Origin of the sequence: Streptomyces sp. ADI95-17, from assembly GCF_003846175.1 — a bacterium.
Taxonomy (GTDB): domain Bacteria; phylum Actinomycetota; class Actinomycetes; order Streptomycetales; family Streptomycetaceae; genus Streptomyces; species Streptomyces sanglieri.
Window position 1 is genome coordinate 304,662 of the sequence record NZ_ML123046.1, and the last position, 19,125, is coordinate 323,786.

The 19,125-nt window shown below is 71.1% G+C and carries 18 protein-coding genes and 1 pseudogene; 15 read left to right on the forward strand and 4 right to left on the reverse strand.

All coding sequences use genetic code 11. The annotated features are described in order from the left end of the window. Window positions 1–33: 33 nt before the first annotated feature. Entirely contained in the window at window positions 34–636 is a 603-nt protein-coding gene (locus tag EES42_RS15240) for a TetR/AcrR family transcriptional regulator (RefSeq protein WP_124718770.1), read from the reverse strand. A gap of 147 nt (window positions 637–783) precedes the next feature. Between EES42_RS15240 and EES42_RS15245 the strand changes: the two genes are divergently transcribed. Genes EES42_RS15245 through EES42_RS15255 form a run of 3 tightly spaced genes read left to right on the forward strand, consistent with a single transcriptional unit; the run spans window position 784 to window position 4,853 of the window. Beyond that, window positions 784–2,364, forward strand: a complete 1,581-nt coding sequence (locus tag EES42_RS15245; protein ID WP_124718771.1) for a class I adenylate-forming enzyme family protein — start codon at window positions 784–786, stop codon at window positions 2,362–2,364. A gap of 53 nt (window positions 2,365–2,417) precedes the next feature. After that, window positions 2,418–3,617, forward strand: a complete 1,200-nt coding sequence (locus EES42_RS15250; RefSeq protein ID WP_124718772.1) for an acyl-CoA dehydrogenase family protein — start codon at window positions 2,418–2,420, stop codon at window positions 3,615–3,617. A gap of 57 nt (window positions 3,618–3,674) precedes the next feature. Then, on the forward strand, window positions 3,675–4,853 hold the full coding sequence (locus EES42_RS15255; protein ID WP_124718773.1) for a CaiB/BaiF CoA transferase family protein: 1,179 nt from the start codon (window positions 3,675–3,677) through the stop codon (window positions 4,851–4,853). A gap of 35 nt (window positions 4,854–4,888) precedes the next feature. Here EES42_RS15255 and EES42_RS15260 read toward each other — a convergent pair whose 3' ends face one another. Continuing rightward, on the reverse strand, window positions 4,889–5,329 hold the full coding sequence (locus EES42_RS15260; protein ID WP_124718774.1) for a MarR family winged helix-turn-helix transcriptional regulator: 441 nt from the start codon (window positions 5,327–5,329) through the stop codon (window positions 4,889–4,891). A gap of 97 nt (window positions 5,330–5,426) precedes the next feature. Between EES42_RS15260 and EES42_RS15265 the strand changes: the two genes are divergently transcribed. The 7 genes from EES42_RS15265 (at window position 5,427) to EES42_RS15295 (ending at window position 11,741) form a co-directional block, all read left to right on the forward strand. Then, the gene (locus EES42_RS15265) at window positions 5,427–6,350 is read left to right on the forward strand and encodes a quinone oxidoreductase family protein (protein ID WP_124718775.1); all 924 of its coding nucleotides are present in this window, start codon (window positions 5,427–5,429) and stop codon (window positions 6,348–6,350) included. 96 nt (window positions 6,351–6,446) lie between these two features. Beyond that, the gene (locus EES42_RS15270) at window positions 6,447–6,776 is read left to right on the forward strand and encodes a deoxyxylulose-5-phosphate synthase (RefSeq protein ID WP_124718776.1); all 330 of its coding nucleotides are present in this window, start codon (window positions 6,447–6,449) and stop codon (window positions 6,774–6,776) included. Between the two features lie 146 nt (window positions 6,777–6,922). Then, window positions 6,923–7,951: an N-acetyl-gamma-glutamyl-phosphate reductase gene (gene argC, locus EES42_RS15275; RefSeq protein ID WP_124718777.1), complete on the forward strand. Its 1,029-nt coding sequence runs from the start codon at window positions 6,923–6,925 to the stop codon at window positions 7,949–7,951. After that, entirely contained in the window at window positions 7,948–9,102 is a 1,155-nt protein-coding gene (gene argJ, locus EES42_RS15280; protein ID WP_124718778.1) for a bifunctional glutamate N-acetyltransferase/amino-acid acetyltransferase ArgJ, read from the forward strand. Before argC ends, argJ begins: the two co-directional genes overlap by 4 nt. Then, complete coding sequence (argB, locus tag EES42_RS15285; RefSeq protein ID WP_124718779.1) at window positions 9,099–10,001, forward strand: acetylglutamate kinase; 903 nt, start codon at window positions 9,099–9,101, stop codon at window positions 9,999–10,001. Before argJ ends, argB begins: the two co-directional genes overlap by 4 nt. After that, window positions 9,998–11,194 carry an acetylornithine transaminase gene (locus EES42_RS15290; protein WP_124718780.1) on the forward strand — a complete coding sequence of 399 codons (1,197 nt, stop codon included), beginning with the start codon at window positions 9,998–10,000 and terminating at the stop codon, window positions 11,192–11,194. The genes argB and EES42_RS15290 overlap by 4 nt, the downstream gene beginning before the upstream one ends. A gap of 10 nt (window positions 11,195–11,204) precedes the next feature. Further along, the gene (locus tag EES42_RS15295) at window positions 11,205–11,741 is read left to right on the forward strand and encodes an arginine repressor (protein ID WP_124718781.1); all 537 of its coding nucleotides are present in this window, start codon (window positions 11,205–11,207) and stop codon (window positions 11,739–11,741) included. 24 nt (window positions 11,742–11,765) lie between these two features. Here the strand turns inward: EES42_RS15295 and EES42_RS15300 are convergent. Continuing rightward, window positions 11,766–12,466, reverse strand: a pseudogene (locus EES42_RS15300) (L,D-transpeptidase family protein). 73 nt (window positions 12,467–12,539) lie between these two features. Then, window positions 12,540–13,151, reverse strand: a complete 612-nt coding sequence (locus EES42_RS15305) for a pyridoxamine 5'-phosphate oxidase family protein (protein ID WP_124718782.1) — start codon at window positions 13,149–13,151, stop codon at window positions 12,540–12,542. Window positions 13,152–13,415: 264 nt separating this feature from the next. On the opposite strand from EES42_RS15305, the gene argH reads away from it, so the two are divergent. The 5 genes from argH to EES42_RS15330 all read left to right on the forward strand — a co-directional run bounded on the left by argH (window position 13,416) and on the right by EES42_RS15330 (window position 19,064). After that, complete coding sequence (gene argH / locus EES42_RS15310) at window positions 13,416–14,849, forward strand: argininosuccinate lyase (RefSeq protein WP_124718783.1); 1,434 nt, start codon at window positions 13,416–13,418, stop codon at window positions 14,847–14,849. A gap of 111 nt (window positions 14,850–14,960) precedes the next feature. Continuing rightward, window positions 14,961–15,932, forward strand: coding sequence for an aldo/keto reductase (locus EES42_RS15315; protein ID WP_124718784.1), 972 nt, complete (start codon window positions 14,961–14,963; stop codon window positions 15,930–15,932). Between the two features lie 85 nt (window positions 15,933–16,017). After that, window positions 16,018–16,917, forward strand: coding sequence for a sigma-70 family RNA polymerase sigma factor (locus tag EES42_RS15320; RefSeq protein WP_124718785.1), 900 nt, complete (start codon window positions 16,018–16,020; stop codon window positions 16,915–16,917). 54 nt (window positions 16,918–16,971) lie between these two features. Further along, complete coding sequence (locus EES42_RS15325; protein WP_124718786.1) at window positions 16,972–17,523, forward strand: TetR/AcrR family transcriptional regulator; 552 nt, start codon at window positions 16,972–16,974, stop codon at window positions 17,521–17,523. Continuing rightward, entirely contained in the window at window positions 17,520–19,064 is a 1,545-nt protein-coding gene (locus EES42_RS15330) for an MFS transporter (protein WP_124718787.1), read from the forward strand. The genes EES42_RS15325 and EES42_RS15330 overlap by 4 nt, the downstream gene beginning before the upstream one ends. The last annotated feature ends 61 nt before the right edge of the window (window positions 19,065–19,125 follow it).

Here is a 19,125-nt window from a genome sequence, read left to right on the forward strand (position 1 = left end):
CGCTGTTCCGCGGAACCGGGCGCGCGCCGCCGGTCAGTCCTGGTCCGGGGTGGTGAATCCGCTGGCCCAGTAACGGCCGTGCAGGGCCAGGTCGAGAAGCATGCGCACCGCCTCCTCGGCGGGCATCGGCGGGGTGTCCTGCTCGGCCCACCAGCGCAGTACGGCGACCTGCTCGCCCACCCAGACCCGGGCCAGGAGGTCGGCGTCGATGCGCGGCTGGACGTTGTTGCGTTCGGCGCGGGCCTTGAACTCCCGCGCCGTCGCGGCGGCGCAGGCATCCACGAACATCTGGAGCGGCTTGCCGTCCCCCTCGCCGCGCAGGACGACCCGGTAGACGTCCCGCTCGTCGCTGACGTGCCGCAACATCTCCAGCAGCGGTTTGCCGGTGAAGCCGATGGCGCTGCCGGCGACCGCCGGCTCCAGGCGCTGCGTGAGCTGTTCGAGCAGGTCGGAGGTCACCCGCGCGAACAGATCGTCCTTGCCCTTGAAGTGCGCGTAGAACGTGGCGCGCGCGACATCGGCCTGCTCGGTGATGTCCTCGACCGTGAGTGCGCTGAAGCCGCGCTCCAGCACCAGCTCCACCAGCGCTCCGCCCAGCGCCCTGCGGGTGCGTCTGGTGCGCCTGTCCTCGGCCATGCGGCCCCCTTCGCCCTGTCGTGTTCGCCCCGTCGTGGTCCGCGCACAGTCTAGATGGCTCTTGACAGCCCACAAGATACAAAACATTGTGTCTGTAAACGTGCTGGTTGTATTTAATCGGTTGGACTGTAAGACTGGAGATCGTTGATGAACCTGGGTACCTACCTCACCCGCAGTGCCTGCTACTGGCCCGACGCCACCGCCCTGGTCTGCGGTGAGCGGTCGTGGACGTACACGGAGCTGGACGGCGCGGCCAACCGTCTCGCCTCGGCCCTGACCGCCCGCGGACTGCGCCCCGGCGACGCGGTCGCCTCCCTGGCCTGGAACCGCGGGGAACTGGTCGAGGTCGAATTCGCCCTCTACAAGGCCGGACTGGTGCGTGCGCCGATCAACGCCCGGCTGGGGCGCGCCGAGATCGAGCACATCCTGCGTTACGCGCCGGTGCGCGTCCTCGTGTTCGACGCGGCGCACCGGGAGGACGCGCTGGCCGCCATCGAGGCCTCGGGCACCGGTTGTCTCCCCGTACTCCTGGAGGACGGTCCGGACCCGGCCGCGACACCGGGCGACGCCGCGGTCCTCGGTTACCGGGCGCTGCTCGGCGAGGGGGACGCGACCCCGGTCGCCACCGATGTGGACGAGGACGCTCCGTGCGTCCTGAACTTCACCTCCGGGTCCACCGGGGCGCTCAAGGCGGCCGTCCAGACCTTCGGCAACCGCCTCGCCAACATGCGCAAACTGCTGATGAGCGACGAGTCCCGCCCCCGCCCCGGCACCCGCTACCTCGCCTGCGGCCCGATCACCCACGCCACCGGCATGACCCTGCTGGCCAACGTCTTCGCCGGGGCGGCCACCTATGTACTGCCGACCTGGAGTGCCGAGGCGTTCGTGGACACGGTGGAGAGGGAACGCATCACCGCGACGTTCCTCGTCCCCGCCATGGTCAACATGGTGCTCGCCCACCCGGCCGCGGCCGCGCGGGACCTCTCCAGCCTGACCGGCGTACGCGTGGGCGGCGCGCCCATCTCGCCCCAGCGCCTGCGCGACGCCGTGCGGTTCTTCGGCCCGGTCGTGGCGCAGGGCTACGGCCTGGGCGAGACCACCAGCGTGGTGGCGGGACTGAGCAGCCAGGAGATCGCCCACGCCGTCGCGGACGACCCCGAACTGCTCCAGTCCTGCGGACGGGCGACGTACGACACCGAGGTCCGGATCGTCGACGAGGCCGGCCGGCCGCTGGCGCCCCGCGAGGTCGGTGAACTCATCGTCCGCGGTCCCGACTGTGTACGCGAGTACTGGCAGGAGCCCGAGCTGTCGGCGCAGACCTTCCGTGACGGCTGGGTCCACACCGGCGATCTCGCCTGGATGCGCGAGGACGGCTATCTGTTCCTCGTCGACCGCAAGAAGGACATGATCATCTCCGGCGGGTTCAACATCTACTCCACCGAGGTCGAGGCCGCCCTGTACGAACACCCCGGTGTCCAGGAAGCCTGTGTCATCGGTGTGCCCGACGAGACGTGGGGCGAAGCGGTCAAGGCCGTCATCGTGCCCCGCCCCGGCCATGCGCCGAGCGCCGACGAGATCACCGCGTTCTGTGTCGAGCGGCTCGACCGCTTCAAGAAGCCCAGGACAGTCGACTTCGTCGCGGAACTGCCCCACAACCGCAACGGAAAGCTCGACCGCAAGGCCGTGCGCGAACCGTTCTGGGCCGACGCCGACCGCCGCGTGAACTGACGGCTGCGCGAACCGATACCACCATCCCCTCGACCGGCAAGGACCTCCACAACATGACCTTCTCCCTGCGCCCCACCTACGACGACGACCCCCGGCTCGCCGACCTCGTCGGACGGCTGCGCGACTACCTGGACGGCGAACTGGCCGACTACGAGCGCGAGCGCGGCATCACCCACGAGAGCCGCCTCACCCGCGCCGACCTCGAACCCGTCTGGCGGCGCAGCCGCGAACTGGGCTTCTACGGCATCCATCTGCCCGAGCAGTACGGCGGACAGAACCTCTCCCACACCGCGCTGGCGGCCCTGAAGGAAGAGGTCGGGGCCTGTGGGCGCGTGCTCGGGCACAGTGTGCTCGGCGACATGGGCGGCCCGTTGCGCGCCGGCGACATCCTGCGGCACGCCACCGAGCACCAGCTGAACACGTATCTGCTGCCCCTGGTGCGCGGCGAGCGCGCCTGTTGCTTCTCGCTGACCGAGACCGATGCCGGCTCCGACGTCCGGTCCATGCGCACCACCGCCGTCCGCGACGGCGACGGCTACCGCCTGAGCGGCCACAAGGTCTTCAGCTCCGCGGGCCCGTTCGCCGACTTCGCCATCGTCGTGGCCCGGATGGCGGGGACCGGTGAACAGGAGGGCGAGAAGCCGGCCTTCTCCGCCTTCCTCGTCGACCTGGACAGCCCCGGCTGCAAGGTGCTCGACGGTGCCACTCCCATGTCCGGCGAGCACATCGAGAGCGACATCGTCCTGGACGACTGCCACGTACCCGCCCGGAACCTCCTGGGCGAGGAGGGCAAGGGCATGCGGATCGCGCTCGGCCGTGTCACCACCAACCGGCTCCTGCACTGCCCCACCGTCATCGGTGCCACCCGCCGCGCCCTCGACCTCACCCTGGAACGCACCCGAACCCGCAAGGTCGCGGGCGGTCAGCCCCTGCTGGCCCTCCAGTCGATCCAGCACAAGGTCGCCGACATGGCCACCGAGCTGTACGCGGCCCGCTCCATGACCTACGCCGCGCTCGCCGCCCTCGACCGGGGGAACGACGTACGCGTCGAGGCGTTCATGAGCAAGCTGTTCGTCGCCGAGTCCGCCTTCCGCATCCTCGACCAGGCCGTCCAGATCCACGGCAAGGAAGGTCTCACCCAGGGCAACGAGATCGAGTTCCTGTTCCGCAAGATCCGTATGTTCCGCATCCTGACCGGCACCTCCGAGATCCAGCGCAACGGCATCGCCCACGGCCTCGCCTTCATGGGCTGACCCGGCCCCGCCCCGCCCATTGGCGTCAGCCCTCACACCGCAGGACAGGTGCACCCGATGACAACCCCCGCCCACCCCGGAGCCCCCGCCTGGTCGTCGCTGACCGGCAGGCGCATCCTCGACCTCTCCCGGCTGCTGCCGGGCCCTTACGCCACGTCCATGCTCGCCGACCTCGGAGCCGACGTGATCAAGGTCGAATCCCCGTACACCGGCGACCCGTTGAGGATCGCCCCCGATCTCTTCGACGCGCTCAACCGCAACAAGCGGTCGGTCACCCTCGACCTGCGCGACGAGGACGGCCGGAACACCTTCCTGGACCTGGTGCGTACCGCCGACGCCGTCGTGGAGAGCTTCCGCCCCGGCGTCCTCGACGGGATGGGCCTGGGCTTCGCCGCCCTCCACGAGGCCAACCCGCGCCTGGTGCTGTGCTCGCTCAGTGGCTACGGGCAGAGCGGGCCGTACGCCCGGAAGCCCGGCCACGAGCTCAACTTCCTCGGTCTGTCCGGCTTCTTCACCGTCCCCGGACGGCTCGACGGCGAGATCACCCGCCCCGGCGTCCGGATCGGCGACATGGCCGGAGCCATGCACGCGGCCCTCGCCCTGACCGCCGCCCTCGGCAACGACACCGAGGGCCAGCACATCGATGTGTCCCTCAGTGAATCCATCACCGCCTGGTGCTCCCTCTTCGCGCTGCCGCTGCGCGACATCCCCGACCCTCTCGAAGCGGGCCTGGTACAGGGTGACAACGACACCTTCAGCACGGCCGACGGGCGCCGCCTCTCCCTCGCCACGTTCGAGGACAAGTTCTGGCATCGCTTCCGCACCGAACTCTCCGACGAATTCCCGGAGTTGGACACCGACGCGTACGACCGGCGCGCCGACCGCACCACCGCGAGGCAGACCGTGAGCGACCTGCTGGGCGGAGTGTTCCGGGCCCGCGACCATGCCTGGTGGCAGCAGCGCCTGGACGCCCTCAATGCCCCCTGGGCTCCGGTCCTCACCACTGCCGGCGAACTCCTGGCCGACCCCCACACCACCGCCCGGCAACTGTTCAGTACCCCCGCCGACCCCACCGCCTGCCCGCAGGCCCGCTTCCCGGTGACCTTCGGCGCCGGCCTCGAAACCTTCCGCGCCCCGGCCCCGGCCCTGGGTGAACACACCGAGGAACTGCTCGCCCGACTCACCCCCCGGCCGGCCGGCCCCGTCGAAAATCCCCCGGCCTCCCCGACCCGATGAGGCGATGAGTCACCGGCAGGACGACTCCCGGCGGATCACCGTACGCCGCTGATCCTCCGCAGCATCTCCAGGAACTGTGCCCGCTCGGCCGCCGACAGCGGCGCCAGGAGTTCGTCGTTGGCCTGTTTCCCCGCCGCCGTGCACTCTTCCAGGCGCTGCTCGCCCCCGGCGGTCAGACTCACCGCGTTCTTGCGGCGGTCGGCCGGGTCGGGGGCGCGCACGACGAGGCCCGCGGTCTGGAGGTCATTGAGGACGCCCACCAGGTCCTTCGGGTCGAGTGAGACGGCCCTGCCCAGATCGGCCTGCGCGACCGGACCGAGATCCGCGACCGCCGCGAGGACGACGTGATGCCACATCTTCATGTCGTGCCGCGCGAGCGCGGCCGAGACCAGTCCGCGTCCACGGGCGGCGGCCCGGCCGAGGAGCCAGCTCGGAAGATCACGGATCCGGCTGGGTGCCGACGGGTTCTCCTTCATCCCCGACAGCCTATCGAAAAACGTTGGGATCCCCAACGGTCTTCCGTTATCGTTGGGAACCCCAATGAATCTCATGGATGTCGGGAGGCGGTCGCGCATGCGGCGCATTCGGTACGAGCGCATCGGTGGACCCGAGACGCTGTTCCAGGAAGAGGTGCCCGTACCGGAGCCCGGCGCCGGCGAACTGCTCGTCAGGGCCGAGGCGATCGGCGTCACGCTCCCCGTGGTGCGCAAGGTGCGCGAGGCCGCGCGACCCGTCCCGCTCGGCGGCGAACTGGCCGGCGAAGTGGTCTCCGTCGGCGAAGGGGTCGGCGGATTCGCGACGGGCGACCGGGTCACCGGCCTCTGCTTCGGGCACGGCTACGCCGAGTACGCGCTGCTGCACACCGCGATGGCCTCGCCCGTCCCGGCGTACGCCACCGCCAGGGATGCCGTCGCGCTGGTCCGCAGCGGTGCGGTGGCGCTGGGCGCGCTGGAGGCCGCACGCCCGGAGCGGGGCGAGTCGGTGCTGGTCACCGCGGCGGCGAGCGGGGTCGGCCACCTTGCCCTGCAGTTGGCCCGGCAGAGGGGAGCCTCGCGCGTCGTCGCGGCCGTGGGTGACCCCGCCAAGGCGGACTTCGTACGTTCCCTCGGCGCCGATGACGTGGTGACCTACGGCCAGGAGACCTGGGGCGAGCCGGTCGATGTCGTGCTCGACGCGGTGGGCGGCACACTGCTCACCCCGGCCGTCAAGGCGCTCGCCCCCGGCGGGAGGCTGGTCGCGTACAGCTCGGGCGGCGGCACGATCGAGGCGTACGACCTCCTCTCGGGCGGCAGGTCGGCCATCGGCTTCCAGGTGGCGATCGTGGCCAGGACCCAGCCGCAGCGGTACGCGGCGTGGATCGAGGAGCTGTGGCGGCTCTTCGGCGAGGGCGCCCTGCGACCCGCAATCCACGCGGAGTTCGCCCTCGCGGACGCGGCACGGGCCCACGCGGCGATCGAGACCCGGGCCAACCGGGGAAAGGTCGTCCTGGTGCCCTGAAGCGATTCGGTCTCGGCGCGGGGCCGCGCCTGGGGTCTTTCGTTTGGATCAGTCCGAGCCCGGCGTGATCCAAACGAGAGGCCCTAGGGTGCCCGTATGTCCGCTACGAAGACCTCGTTCGTCTGTCTGCCCTGCCGGGCCTCGTACAAGCAGCCCTACGGCGAGGACCGGCGGCGGATCTGTCCGCGGTGTGCGGGCGCGCTGATCCATGTGGGATCGGCCTTCGCCGCGCCCCGGCGGCGGGACGGCGAGGCATGGCGGACGCTTTCCGTGCTGCTGAACGCGGGCGTGCGTTTCCACAAGAGCTGTTGTGGCGGGCCGGGCTACCGGCCGCGCACGCTGCGCGAGGTCCGTGAGCGGATGACGTACGCCGAGCGAACCGGCAGGCCGTTCTCCGAGGCGCTCGTCCTGCGCGATCTGCCGTGACGTGAGCCGCCCGGGGTCACCGCTCGCGCTCGTGGCCGAGTGTGATCCGGCTGCCCGATCACAGTTTTACCGTTGGCCGAACCCGTAAAGCTTTGCATAAAAGTGCAGTGATGCGTATAGTCATGCCATCGACGAGGAGGATTTCGATGGTGGTACGTGCGGCAGTGGCAGGGGCGAGCGGATACGCCGGTGGGGAGCTGCTGCGTCTCCTGCTGGTTCACCCCCAGGTCGAGATCGGGGCGCTCACGGCCAACTCCAACGCGGGGCAGAAGCTCGGCGCACTGCAACCGCACCTGCGGCCGCTCGCCGATCGGGTGCTTCAGCCGACCACCGCCGAGGTCCTCGCCGGGCACGACGTCGTCTTCCTCGCCCTCCCGCACGGACAGTCGGCCGCCGTCGCCGAGCAGCTCGGTGACGAGGTGCTGGTCGTCGACATGGGGGCCGACTTCCGGCTCAAGGACGCCGCGGACTGGGAGAAGTTCTACGGTTCTCCGCACGCGGGCACCTGGCCCTACGGTCTGCCCGAACTGCCGGGCGGGCGCGCCGCACTGGCGGGGTCCAAGCGTATCGCCGTGCCCGGCTGCTACCCGACCGCCGTCTCGCTCGCGCTCTTCCCGGCGTACGCGGCCCAGCTGGCCGAGCCCGAGGCCGTGATCGTCGCCGCGTCCGGCACCTCCGGGGCGGGCAAGGCGGCCAAGCCGCATCTGCTCGGCTCCGAGGTGATGGGCAACATGACCCCGTACGGCGTCGGCGGCGCCCACCGGCACACCCCCGAGATGATCCAGAACCTCAGCGCGGCGGCCGGCGAACCGGTCACCGTCTCCTTCACGCCGACCCTGGCGCCGATGCCCCGCGGCATCCTCGCCACCTGCAGCGCGAAGGCGAAGCCCGGCGTGAGCGCCGAATCGGTCCGTGAGGTGTACGAGAAGGCGTTCGCGGACGAGCCCTTCGTCGAGCTGCTCCCCGAGGGGCAGTGGCCCGCCACCGCGGCCGTCTACGGCTCCAACGCCGTACAGATCCAGGTCGCCCACGACGAGGCGGCCGGCCGGATCATCGTGATCAGCGCCATCGACAACCTCGCCAAGGGCACCGCCGGCGGCGCCCTGCAGAGCATGAACATCGCCCTCGGACTTCCCGAGGACACAGGTCTTTCCACGATCGGAGTCGCACCGTGAGCGTCACGGCAGCACAGGGGTTCTCCGCGGCGGGCATCGCCGCGGGAATCAAGGAGAGCGGTAACCCGGACCTGGCCCTCGTGGTCAACCACGGTCCGCGTCGTGCCGCCGCGGGCGTCTTCACCTCCAACCGCGTCAAGGCCGCCCCCGTCCTCTGGTCGGAGCAGGTGCTCAAGGGCGGCGAGGTCACCGCCGTCGTCCTCAACTCCGGTGGTGCCAACGCCTGTACGGGCCCCAAGGGCTTCCAGGACACCCACGCCACCGCCGAGAAGGCCGCCGAGGTGCTCACCGGCCACAACGCCGGTGAGATCGCGGTCGCGTCGACCGGGCTGATCGGCACGCTGCTCCCGATGGACAAGCTGCTGCCCGGCATCGAGACGGCCGCCGCCGCCCTCAGCGAGCACGGCGGCGAGAAGGCCGCCATCGCGATCAAGACCACCGACACCGTCCACAAGACCGCCGTCGCGGGCGGCGAGGGCTGGACCGTCGGCGGCATGGCCAAGGGCGCGGGCATGCTCGCCCCGGGCCTCGCCACCATGCTGGTCGTCCTCACCACCGACGCCGACGTGGACGCGGCGGGACTGGACTCCGCGCTGCGCGCCGCCACCCGCACCACCTTCGACCGGGTCGACTCCGACGGCTGCATGTCGACCAACGACACCGTGCTGCTGCTGGCCTCCGGAGCCAGCGGAATCACCCCGGAGGAGGGGGAGTTCGCCGAGGCCGTACGTACCGTCTGCGACGACCTCGCCCGGCAGCTGATCGGTGACGCCGAGGGCGCCTCCAAGGACATCCGGATCGAGGTCGTCAACGCAGCGACCGAGGACGACGCCGTCGAGGTGGGCCGCTCCATCGCCCGCAACAACCTCCTCAAGTGCGCCATCCACGGCGAGGACCCCAACTGGGGCCGGGTGCTCTCCGCGATCGGCACGACGAAGGCCGCCTTCGAGCCCGACCAGCTGAACGTCGCCATCAACGACGTCTGGGTCTGCAAGAACGGCGGCGTCGGCGAGGACCGCGACCTGGTCGACATGCGTTACCGCGAGGTCAGGATCACCGCCGACCTGGCCGCCGGCACCGAGTCCGCCGTCATCTGGGCCAACGACCTCACCGCGGACTACGTCCACGAGAACAGCGCGTACAGCTCATGAGCGCGGCGCGGAAACACACCGCACTCCCGAAGGCGCAGATCCTCATCGAGGCACTGCCCTGGCTGACCCGGCACAACGGCAAGACCGTCGTCATCAAGTTCGGCGGCAACGCCATGATCGACGACGAGCTGAAGGCCGCCTTCGCTCAGGACGTCGTGTTCCTGCGCCAGGCCGGCCTCAAGCCCGTCGTCGTGCACGGCGGCGGCCCGCAGATCAGCGCCCAGCTCGACAAGCAGGGCCTGGTCAGCGAGTTCAAGGCGGGCCTGCGCGTCACCACGCCCGAGGCGATGGACGTCGTACGGATGGTGCTCGCCGGACAGGTCCAGCGCGAGCTCGTCGGCCTGCTCAACCAGCACGGTCCGCTCGCCGTCGGCATGACCGGCGAGGACGCCCACACCATCACCGCCACCCAGCACCGGCCGACCATCGACGGCGAGCTCGTCGACATCGGCCGGGTCGGCGAGATCACCGCCATCGACACCGGGGCCATCCAGGCGCTGCTGGACGACGGCCGGATCCCGGTCATCTCCTCCATCGCCCGCTCCGCCGACGACAACCACGTCTACAACGTCAACGCCGACACCGCGGCCGCGGCACTCGCCGCCGCGCTGAACGCCGAGACGCTGATGGTCCTCACCGATGTCGAGGGCCTCTACGAGGACTGGCCCAACAGCGACGACGTGATCAGCCGGCTCACCGCCACCGAGCTGGAGAAGCTGCTGCCCGAGCTGTCCAGCGGAATGGTGCCGAAGATGCAGGGCTGCCTGCACGCCGTGCGCAACGGCGTCGAGACCGCCCGCGTGATCGACGGCCGGGTCCAGCACTCGATCCTGCTGGAGATCTTCACCGACGAAGGAATCGGCACGATGGTCGTGCCCGACGCGCAGGGGGAGTCATGAGCAACCAGGAACTCGCACAGCGCTGGGGCCACGCGCTGATGGACAACTACGGAACCCCGCCGCTGTCCCTGGTCCGCGGCGAGGGCGCCCGGGTGTGGGACGCCGACGGCACCGAGTACATCGACTTCGTCGGCGGTATCGCGGTGAACGCGCTGGGCCACGCCCACCCCGCCGTCGTCGAGGCCGTCTCCACCCAGATCGCCTCGCTCGGCCACGTCTCCAACCTCTTCATCGCCGAGCCGCCCGTCGCACTCGCCGAACGGCTGCTCCAGCTCTTCGGCCGCACCGGCCGCGTCTACTTCGCCAACTCCGGCGCCGAGGCGAACGAGGCCGCCTTCAAGATCGGCCGGCTGACCGGGCGTACCCACATGGTCGCCACCGACGGCGGCTTCCACGGCCGGACCATGGGCGCGCTCGCGCTGACCGGCCAGCCCAAGAAGCGCGAACCGTTCCTTCCGCTGCCCGGTGACGTCACGCACGTCCCGTACGGCGACGCGGACGCCCTGCGGGCCGCCGTGACCACCGACACCGCACTGGTGATCATCGAGCCGATCCAGGGCGAGAACGGTGTGGTTGTACCGCCCGCCGGATATCTGGAGGCCGCCCGGGAGATCACCCGCGCCACCGGCACCCTGCTGGTGCTCGACGAGGTGCAGACCGGCATCGGCCGCTGCGGCCAGTGGTTCGAGCACCAGGCCCACCAGGGCATCGAGCCCGATGTCGTCACCCTCGCCAAGGGCCTGGGCGGCGGACTTCCGATCGGCGCGACCGTGGCCTTCGGCCCGGCCGCCGAGCTCCTGAAGCCGGGCCAGCACGGCACGACGTTCGGCGGCAACCCGATCGCCTGCGCCGCCGGTCTCGCCGTCCTGGACACCCTGGCCGCCGACGGCGTGCTGGACCGGGTGAAGCGGCTCGGCGAGAGGATCCGGGACGGCGTGGAGGGCCTCGGCCATCCACTGGTCTCCCACGTCCGGGGCTCCGGACTGCTGCTGGGTATCGTGCTCACCGAGCCGCTCGCACCCCAGGTGCAACAGGCGGCTCAGGGAGCCGGTTTCCTGGTGAACGCGCCCGCCCCCGATGTCCTGCGGCTCATGCCGCCGCTGATCATCGGCGACGCGGAAGTGGACGCGTTGCTCCGGGCACTGCCCGGCGCTCTCGACGCGGCACAAGGGGACGGACGATCCGGAGAATGAGGCGACGACGATGACCGAGGCGCAGGAAACCGAGCACGGCGGGCCGTCCGTGCCGCAGACCCGCACCGCACGCCACCGCCGGATCGTGGACATCCTGAACCGGCAGCCGGTGCGCTCGCAGAGCCAGCTGGCCAAGCTCCTGTCCGACGACGGGCTGAGCGTCACCCAGGCGACGCTCTCCCGCGATCTGGACGAGCTGGGCGCGGTGAAGATCCGCAACACCGGCGGCGAGCTGATCTACGCGGTGCCGAGCGAGGGCGGATTCCGTACCCCGCAGGCCCCGCTGGGCGGGTCCGCGAAGGAGGAGCGGATGCGGCGGCTCTCCGCCGAACTGCTCATCTCGGCGGAGGCGTCGGCCAACCTCGTGGTGTTGCGCACCCCGCCGGGCGCGGCCCAGTTCCTCGCCTCGGCCATCGACCAGGCCGAACTGCACGACATCCTCGGCACCATCGCGGGTGACGACACCCTGATGCTGATCAGCCGCGATCCGGCGGGCGGCCAGGCACTCGCCGACCATCTGCTGCGGCTGGCGCAGAACGAGCGCTGAGCGCACGGGGCCGGCCGGACCGCGTCAGTAGCGGGTGATCGCGGTCGGGCCCGACCCGGTCCCGATGGCGATGTGCGGTCGGCGGACCGGGTCCACCCAGTCGAGGATCCGGTCCATCGCGGCCGCCGGTACGGAGACACAACCGGCGGTCGCGCCACGCCCGTCGACGTGGAGGAAGATCCCGGCGCCGCGCCCGCGCACCGGCCGTTCGTAGTTGAACCCGATGACCAGGGCGCGGGCGTACTGCGTCGGATAGTCGATCAGGTGCTCCGCCTCGCCCGCCCGGCAGTCCCCGGGCCGTGGCTCCACCCAGCGGTTGTAGGCCCGCGCCGCGTTGTCCTGGCACCACCACGAGCGGGCGTTGACCCGGCGGTAGGGATGGACGGTGCCGGCCGGTGCGGGCTTGATGCCGAAGGCGTACGGCAGGTCGTACAGACCGGTGGGGGTGGTGTTCGTGCCCTGCTTGCGCGACGCCCCCTCGGCCAGGCCCTTCGCACCGAAGCGGGCGGGGGCGGACCCGGCCTTCACCCAGGTGCCCCGGCGCAGGGCCCACCAGGTGACGGTGCCGGTGGTGGAGCCCCTGGCCGGGGCCTCGGCCGTGATCAGCTGGGTGCCGCCGCCGGTGTCGGCCATCCGGTCCGGGAGCGGCGGGTGGCGGCGGGCCGGGCCGCGACGGAGCCCGCCAGTGCGAGCAGTACCGAGAGGATCACCAGGGATCTGCGCATGCCCGGACGGTAGGCCCTCCGGCCGGGCGCCACCCGCGGATCTGCTCCGTACGGCTCAATACCGCTCCGCCCCTCAGCGTTCCGCCGGTTCCCGTTCCGCCCGTGGCATGGCCGGCAGCGGGAGCGGCAGCCCCGGGAGCCCGTCGATGCTCGTCGCGATGTGCTCCTTCTTCTCGAAGTAGGCGCCGAGCGAGGCGTCGTCCTCGCGGGCGAAGCGCCGGGCGTGCAGCGACCGGTCCTCGTCGTACGACATGAACGGCACCCCGTAGCCGCAGGTGTCCCGGATCAGGTCGGCCCGCACCACGATGACGGCGCGCAGCCCGTGGGAGGCGGGATCCACCCGGGGGAAGTGTCCGAGCAGCTCGACGAACCGGGGGTCGTCCCGGAAGACCGGCTCGCCGCGGCCGTGCACCCGCACGATGTTCGGCGGCCCCTGGAAGGCGCACCACATCAGCGTGATCCGGCCGTTCTCGCGGAGATGGGCGACGGTCTCGGCATTGCTGCCCGCGAAGTCCAGATAGGCCACGGTCAGTTCGTCGAGCACGGCGAACGAACCGCTGACGCCCTTGGGGGAGAGGTTGACCGTGCCCTCGCCGTCCAGGGGCGCCGTCGCGGTGAAGAAGATGTGCTGCTCTTCGATGAAGGTCCTGATCCGTCCGTCGATGCGTTCATATGTTTTCCCCATGGCTGCCATTGTCGTCGCCCGCTCCGGCGCCGACGAGGTGATTTCACCTGGCGGGACGCCGGGGTGCTCGGCGGGCCGGTGGGGGAGTGGCGCATATCTTTGACAAAACATACGGAGGTCTGCATAGTTATACCCATCACTCGGGCGGCGCGACGGCGAAGCGTGACCTCGCCCGACCCCCAGTAGTTACGTCACCGCCTCTCCGGCCCTCCGTGCGGGGAGGCGGTCGCACACCCATCACCCTGTTCTTCCGAGGAGCACGCAGTGAGCAACGGCAACGGCAACAGCGACGTACGCCTCTGGGGCGCCCGCTTCGCCGACGGTCCGGCCGAGGCGCTGGCCAAGCTGTCCGCCTCCGTCCACTTCGACTGGCGGCTCGCGCCGTACGACATCGCCGGTTCCCGCGCCCACGCGCGTGTCCTGAACAAGGCGGGTCTGCTCACCGATGACGAGCTGAGCCGCATGACCGCCGGTCTCGACCGGCTCGAAGCCGATGTCGCCGACGGCTCCTTCACCGGCACCATCGCCGACGAGGACGTCCACACCGCGCTGGAGCGCGGGCTGCTGGAGCGCCTCGGCCCCGACCTCGGCGGCAAGCTGCGGGCCGGCCGGTCCCGCAACGACCAGATCGCCACGCTCTTCCGGATGTACCTGCGCGACCACGCCCGGATCATCGGCGGCCTGATCGCCGACCTCCAGGGTGCGCTGGTCGGCCTCGCCGAGGCCCACCCGGACGTAGCGATGCCCGGCCGTACGCACCTCCAGCACGCCCAGCCGGTGCTCTTCGCCCACCACGTCCTGGCCCATGTGCAGTCCCTGTCCCGGGACGCCGAGCGGCTGCGCCAGTGGGACGAGCGGACCGCCGTCTCGCCTTACGGCTCCGGCGCCCTCGCCGGTTCGTCCCTCGGCCTCGACCCGGAGGCGGTCGCCGCCGACCTCGGCTTCGAGCACGGCTCCGTCGCCAACTCCATCGACGGAACGGCCTCCCGCGACTTCGTCGCCGAGTTCGCCTTCATCACCGCGATGATCGGCGTGAACCTCTCCCGGATCGCGGAGGAGGTCATCATCTGGAACACGAAGGAGTTCTCCTTCGTCACCCTGCACGACGCCTTCTCCACCGGCTCCTCGATCATGCCGCAGAAGAAGAACCCGGACATCGCCGAGCTGGCCCGCGGCAAGTCCGGCCGGCTGATCGGCAACCTGACCGGCCTGATGGCCACACTCAAGGCCCTCCCGCTCGCGTACAACCGCGACCTCCAGGAGGACAAGGAGCCGGTCTTCGACTCCTGCGACCAGCTGGAAGTCCTGCTGCCCGCCTTCACCGGCATGATGGCCACCCTCACCGTCAACCGCGAGCGCATGGAGGAGCTGGCCCCGGCCGGCTTCTCGCTCGCCACCGACATCGCCGAGTGGCTGGTCAAGCAGGGCGTGCCGTTCCGGGTCGCCCACGAGGTCGCCGGTGAGTGCGTCAAGGAGTGCGAGCAGCACGGCATCGAGCTCGACGAGCTGACCGACGAGCAGTTCGCCAAGATCTCCGAGCACCTCACCCCCGAGGTCCGCACGGTCCTCGACGTGGCCGGCGCGCTCGCCTCCCGCAGCGGCCGCGGCGGCACGGCCCCGTCGGCCGTGGCCGTCCAGCTCGCCGAGGTGAAGTCCGACCTCGCCGCCCAGCAGGCATGGGCCACCGCGAAGAACTGACAGCGGACCGGAACGGCACGGAAGGCGGGGAGCGCACGCTCCCCGCCTTCCGGTTTCCATGGGCTGGGTTACGTTGACGTGGAGCGCACCCGTCCGAGGAGGAGTTCCACGATGCCTTTCGCCCGGCTGGCCACAGCGACGACTCCGACCGCCCACATCGGGCTCGGCCTGGCGGCGGTCGGCAGGCCCGGCTACATCAATCTCCACCGCGACCGCGATCTGCCCGACGACCGCAGCGTCGAGGCGATGCGCGCCCGCACCCACGAACTGCTGGACGCCGCCTACGCACAGGGCGTCCGCTACTTCGACGCGGCCCGCTCCTACGGCCGCTCCGAGGAGTTCCTGGCCGACTGGCTGACGGCCCACCCCGAGGCGGACGACGTCGTCATCGGCAGCAAATGGGGCTACATCTACACGGCCGACTGGAGCGTCGAGGCCGAGGCGCACGAGGTCAAGGACCACAGCCTCGCCACGTTCCTGCGCCAGCGGGCCGAGACCGACGCGCTGCTCGGCGACCGCCTCGACCTCTACCAGATCCACTCGGTCACCGCCGACAGCCCGGCCCTCACGGACAAGGAGCTGCATGAACGGCTGGCCGCGCTCGCCGCCGAAGGGGTCAGCGTCGGCCTCTCCACCAGCGGGCCCGCCCAGGCCGACGCGATCCGGGCCGCCCTCACTGTCACCGTGGACGGCGAGCCGCTCTTCCGTACCGTGCAGGCCACCTACAACGCCCTGGAGACCTCGGCCGGGACGGCGCTCGCCGAGGCACATGCCGCCGGACTCACCGTGATCGTCAAGGAGGCCCTGGCCAACGGGCGGCTCGCCGGGACGGACGCCCCCGCCGTGGTCCAGGAGATCGCCGCCGACGCCGGGCTCGGCAGCGACGCGGTCGCCCTGGCCCTGGTGCTGCACCAGCCCTGGGCCGGGGTGGTGCTCTCCGGCGCGGCGACCGTCGGCCAGCTCGCCGGAAACCTGCACGCGGCCGTCGTCGATCTCGACGAGGAGCGGCGCGCCCGGCTCGACGCGCTGGTGGAGGAGCCCGAGGCCTACTGGCGGCACCGCGCCGGACTGCGCTGGAGCTGACCGGGGAGCGGCGCGGGCCGTCCGGTCACATAGACGGGGTTCCGTACGTCAGTGCTGTGACGGAACACGACGGAGGTATGTGGCTGTGGACGGACATGAGTTCCTGGCGGAGCGCTTCGAGGAGAACCGGAGCCGGCTGAAGGCCGTGGCCTACCGGATGCTCGGCTCGACGAGCGAGGCGGAGGACGCCGTTCAGGAGGCCTGGATCCGGCTCGGCCGTTGCGACGACCGGGCGATCGAGAACCTGGGCGGCTGGCTGACGACGGTCGTCGGACGGGTGTGCCTGGACATGCTCCGCTCGCGCCGCTCCCGCCGCGAGGAGCCGCTCGGCACCGGCGCACCCGAGGAAACCGCCCCGGGTCCGGAGCTCGGCGGCCGACCGGAGGCCGACCCCGAGCAGCAGGCGCTGATGGCCGACTCGGTCGGTCTGGCGATGCTCGTCGTGCTCGAAACGCTCGACCCCGCCGAGCGGCTCGCCTTCGTGCTGCACGACATGTTCGCCGTGCCGTTCGACGAGATCGCGGGCGTCGTGGACCGTACCCCGGCGGCGGCCCGGCAGCTCGCCAGCCGGGCGCGGCGCCGGGTGCAGGGCGCGGACCCGGTTCCGGACCCGGATCTCGCCCGCAAGCGCGAGGTCGTCAACGCCTTTCTGGCTGCCGCCCGGGACGGTGAATTCGAGGCCCTCCTGACCGTGCTCGATCCGGACGTGGTGGTGCGGTCCGACACCGGCGCCGGCGGTGCCGGTGCCCCGGGCCTGGTACGGGGTGCGGCGGCCGTGGCCCGTCAGGCGATGATGTTCGCGCCGTTCGCACGGTCGTCCCGGCGGGCCCTGGTCGGCGGGGAACCGGCCGTCATCGCGACGGGCGAGGGCCACCGTTTCTCGGTCATGATCTTCACGGTGGCCCGGGGCAGGATCGTCGAGATGTCCGTGATCCGCGACCCGTCCCACCTCCCCGGCCTTGACCTGGCGGTCCTCGACGACTGACGGGACCGACGAGCCGCTGAGACGTCTATGTCTCATGTGGTCTACAATTGTCTCATGAGTCTCGACCGTGAGCAGGTGCTTCGCAGCGCCGCCGCTCTGCTGACCCGCAAATCGACCGCCACCATGGACGAGGTCGCCAAAGCCGCAGGCATCGGACGCGCCACCCTGCACCGGCACTTCGCCGGACGGGACGCCCTGGTCAGAGCGTTGGAGGACCTGGGCATCCAGGAATTCGAAGCGGCTCTGGACGCCGCCGCCCTCGACGAGGGCGGCGCGCCGGAGGCGCTGCGCCGACTGGTCGCGGCCGTCGAGCCGAGCGCCGGGCTGCTCTCCTTCCTCGTCACCGAGAACCAGCTCTTCGAGGGCGAAGAGGTGAACGAGGGCTGGAGCCGCCTCGACGCCCGGGTCTCCGCCCTGTTCAGACGGGGCCAGGAACGCGGTGAATTCCGCATCGACCTCACCCCGGCCTGGCTGACCGAGGCCTTCTACGGGCTCGTCTCCAGCGGCGCCTGGGCCGTCCAAGACGGCCGGGTCGCGAGCCAGGACTTCCAGTACATGATCGTCGAGTTGCTGCTCGGCGGTGCACGCCGGAGCGTGGAGCAATGAGCCGCATCGAACAGCGCGTGGAATCCCCGGACGAACTGCACCGTCCCGGGCGGTGGATCGCCCTGTCCGTGCTCGTACTCGCGGTGCTGCTCGTGGCGATCGACGCCACCGTCCTCGGCCTGGCGACCCCCTTCCTCACCGAGGACCTCGAACCGACCGGCACTCAGCTCCTGTGGATCGGCGACGTCTACTCCTTCGTCATCGCCGGACTCCTGGTCTCGATGGGCAGCCTCGGCGACCGCATCGGCCGCAAGAAGCTGCTGCTGTGCGGCGCGACGGCGTTCGGCGCGGTCTCCGTGCTCAACGCCTACGCGCACACCCCCGAGATGATGATCCTGGCGAGGGCGCTGCTCGGTGTGGCGGGCGCCACCCTGATGCCGTCCACCCTCGCCCTGATCCGGAACCTCTTCCACGACCCGCGCGAGCGCAGCCTCGCCATCGGGATCTGGGGAGCGATGGCCTCCGCCGGGGCGGCCGTCGGCCCGGTGGTCGGCGGGCTGCTGCTGGAGCACTTCTGGTGGGGCTCGGTCTTCCTGATCAACCTGCCGGTCATGGCGGTCCTCGTGGTCGTCGGCGCGAAGATGATCCCCGAGTCCAGGAACCCGGCCCCCGGCCCCTGGGACCTGGCCAGCGTCGCGCTCTCCTTCATCGGCATGATCGGCGTCGTGTACGCCATCAAGGAACTCGCGGCACACGGCCCGGACTGGGAGAACATCGCCGCGGGCATCGGCGGTGTGCTCGCGCTCTGCTGGTTCGTACGCAGGCAACTCACGCTGCCGGCACCCCTGCTGGACATGCGGCTCTTCCACCACCGGGGCTTCTCCGGCGCAGTCCTCGCCGACCTGCTGACCATCCTCGGCCTGTCCGGACTGGTCTTCTTCCTCTCCCAGTTCCTCCAACTGGTCCAGGGGCGCGGGCCGCTGGAGGCCGGTCTCGCCGAACTGCCCGCGGCGGTCGGCGCGGTCGTCGCCGGTCTGATCGCGGGCCGGGCTGCCCGCCGCTTCTCGGTGCGCTCGGTGGTGACCGGCGGCCTCGGGGCGATCGGCCTGGCGCTCGCCGCGGTCACCCTGATCCACAAGGAGACCGCCTACCCGCTGCTCGGTGCGGTACTGCTGGTCGTCGGAGTGGGCGCGGGCCTCGCCTTCACCGTCACCTCCGACGTGATTCTCTCCAGCGTCCCGAAGGAGCAGGCGGGTTCCGCCGGCGCGGTCTCCGAGACGGCGTACGAACTCGGCGCGGCCCTCGGTATCGCCCTGCTCGGCTCCATCGTCACCGGCGTCTACCAGAAGTTCGACACCCCCCAGGGCGTCCCGCCGGGCCCCGCGGCCGCGGCCCACGAATCGCTGGGCGGCGCCGTCGAGGCGGCCCACGGTCTGCCGGCCCAGCAGGGGCAGGCGCTGGTCTCCGCGGCTCAGGAGTCGTTCGTCGAGGGGCTGGGGTTCGCCGCGGGCGTCGGCGCGGCGGTCCTGCTGGCGACGGCCGTCGCCGCCTGGTTCCTGCTGCGCGGCCAGAAGCTGGAGGACGGCATCGTGCACCAGTAGCCGGCCCGGCCCGGAAGGCCCCGGCAACGACGGCATACGGAAGGGCCCGTACCCACCGATC